Source organism: Photobacterium sp. SP02 (assembly GCF_038519165.1).
GTDB classification, from domain to species: Bacteria; Pseudomonadota; Gammaproteobacteria; order Enterobacterales; family Vibrionaceae; genus Photobacterium; species Photobacterium halotolerans.
In genome coordinates, this window is the sequence record NZ_JASJOJ010000128.1 from 1 (window position 1) to 2,389 (window position 2,389).

Genomic DNA, 2,389 nt, shown 5'->3' on the forward strand with positions numbered 1-2,389 from the left:
TCGTATTTATCAGCCATGATGTGTCTCCCCCCGTTTTTAGGAAGTGTAGGAAAAGACACAAAACTTTGAACACTACCACAAAGGCCAGCGGCCCGACCATCAGGGCGGCAATCACGCACACCACAATGCCGATATAAGCCATGCCCCGTGTTGCCTTGTAGAAGATTTCCGGCACCCGTTCTGTTTTCTGAATAATGATGCCTTTGGTGGTAATTTGGCCTTTGTAGTCGTAGTCGACATCAAAAAGGAAATAGCTGACAGGAACGAAAATCGCGACAAATATAGGCCACATATAGAAAAAGCTGGTATCTGAACTCAAGTAATATGAAATACCAAAAACAACACTAATAAGACCAACTATGAATAACGGTAAATGATGCTTATCCTGATGACGAAGTACACACTCCCACTCATGCACCACCTCAGCCTCCAGTACTTGCTGGTGTTGCTGCTGTTTATACTCTTCCGTGTATTCGGGTAAAGATACTGTTGTGGTCATATTGCAACACTCACTCGTATTAGCCTTAGACTCATTCTGAACGTTAATCTGCAAACCGAATGTATTGCTTCAACACTTTTTCAATGTGAGGAAAGTCTGATGCTTTACACTCAAAGCTCATTATGTGTAAATCATAAAATTCTGTATCAATAAAATCAGGAACATCGCACAAAAAAGTATAAATATCCCATTGATACATATCATCGAGTCTAGAGATAAGCACCTGATAACTGCTGTTTTGATGAAATGGATGTATATCAATCTCAGTTTGTTTATGAAACCCCGTCATCTTAAACGACAGCAGGGCAAAAGCTCCTGCACCGACAAAGGCCAGCGGCCCGACCATCAGGGCGGCAATCACGCACACCACAATACCGATATAGGCCATGCCTCGCGTTGCTTTGTAGAAGATCTCCGGTACCCGTTCTGTTTTATGAATAATGATGCCTTTGGGGGTAATTTGGCCTTTGTAGTCATAGTCGGCATCAAACAGAAAATAACTGACAGGTGCGAAGATTACGACAGTGATAGCCCACATATAAAAAAATGTAACACTTGGGCTTAAGAAATACGAAATGCCATAAAGAATACTGAATATTCCAATCATAATAAACGGCATATATGGTTTGTCTTTGGTGCGGAGCACACACTTCCATTGATACACCACTTCAGCTTCCAGCACTTGTTGTCGCTGTTGTTGTTTATATTCTTCCGTGTATTCGGGTAAAGATACTGTTGTGGTCATATTGCAACACTCACTCGTATTAGTCTTAGGCTCGTTCTGAACGTTAATCTGCAAACCGAATGTATTGCTTCAACACTTTTTCAATGTGAGGAAAGTCTGATGCCTTACATCGAAAACCAAACCAATAGAGGTTATATAATTTCTGATCATCAAAACTTGGAATGTCGCACATAAATGTATAAATATCCCATTGATAAATATCATCTAATTCAGAGCAGGTATTTCGATAAGTAAAGCTTTCCAGGAACGGATACACTAATACTTGCGGCTGTTTATGAAACCCCGTCATCTTAAACGACAGCAAGGCAAAAGCCCCTGCACCGACAAAGGCCAGCGGCCCGACCATCAGGGCGGCAATCACGCACACCACAATGCCGATATAGGCCATGCCCCGCGTTGCCTTGTAGAAGATTTCCGGTACCCGTTCTGTTTGCTGAACAATGATGCCTTTGGGGGTGATTTGACCTTTGTAGTCGTAGTCGGCATCGAACAGGAAATAGCTGACAGGAACGAAAATCGCGACAAAGATAGGCCACATATATAAAAAGTTGGTATCGGTGCTCAAATAATACGAAATACCAAAAACAACACTAATCCCACCAACCATAAATAACGGTAAATGATGCTTATCCTGATGACGAAGCACACACTCCCATTCATGCACCACATCAGCCTCCAGCACTTGCTGGTGTTGTTGTTGCTTATACTCTTCCGTGTATTCAGGTAAAGATACTGTTGTGGTCATATTGCAACACTCACTCGTATTAACCTTAGGCTCATTCTGAACGTTAATCTGCAAACCGAATGTATTGCTTCAACACTTTTTCAATGTGAGGAAAGTCTGATGCCTTACATTGAAAACCAAACCAATAGAGGTTATATAATTTCTGGTCATCAAAACTTGGAATATCGCACATAAATGTATAAATATCCCATTGATAAATATCATCTAATTCAGAGCATGTATTTCGATAAGTAAAGCTTTCCAAGAACGGATACACTAATACCTTCGGTTGCTTATGAAACCCCGTCATCTTAAACGACAGCAAGGCAAAAGCTCCTGCGCCGACAAAGGCCAGCGGCCCGACCATCAGGGCGGCAATCACGCACACCACAATGCCGATATAAGCCATGCCCCGTGTTGC

General features: G+C 42.2%; 3 protein-coding genes and 1 pseudogene. All 4 read right to left on the reverse strand.

Annotated features, from left to right (window positions below; genetic code table 11):
- A partial coding sequence (locus P0Y67_RS22495; RefSeq protein WP_342393679.1) for a hypothetical protein occupies window positions 1-499 on the reverse strand: 499 nt, incomplete at its 3' end.
- 43 nt (window positions 500-542) lie between these two features.
- On the reverse strand, window positions 543-1,244 hold the full coding sequence (locus P0Y67_RS22500) for a hypothetical protein (RefSeq protein WP_342393680.1): 702 nt from the start codon (window positions 1,242-1,244) through the stop codon (window positions 543-545).
- Window positions 1,245-1,287: 43 nt separating this feature from the next.
- Window positions 1,288-1,989, reverse strand: a complete 702-nt coding sequence (locus P0Y67_RS22505) for a hypothetical protein (RefSeq protein WP_342393681.1) — start codon at window positions 1,987-1,989, stop codon at window positions 1,288-1,290.
- A 43-nt stretch (window positions 1,990-2,032) separates the two neighbouring features.
- Window positions 2,033-2,389 (reverse strand): annotated as a pseudogene (locus P0Y67_RS22510) (hypothetical protein); the annotation flags it as partial.

Excerpts from the sequence above, each read along its gene's own strand:
- P0Y67_RS22500 (WP_342393680.1), bottom strand. The coding sequence starts at position 1,244 with ATGACCACAACAGTATCTTTACCCGAATACACGGAAGAATATAAACAA.
- P0Y67_RS22505 (WP_342393681.1), bottom strand. The coding sequence starts at position 1,989 with ATGACCACAACAGTATCTTTACCTGAATACACGGAAGAGTATAAGCAA.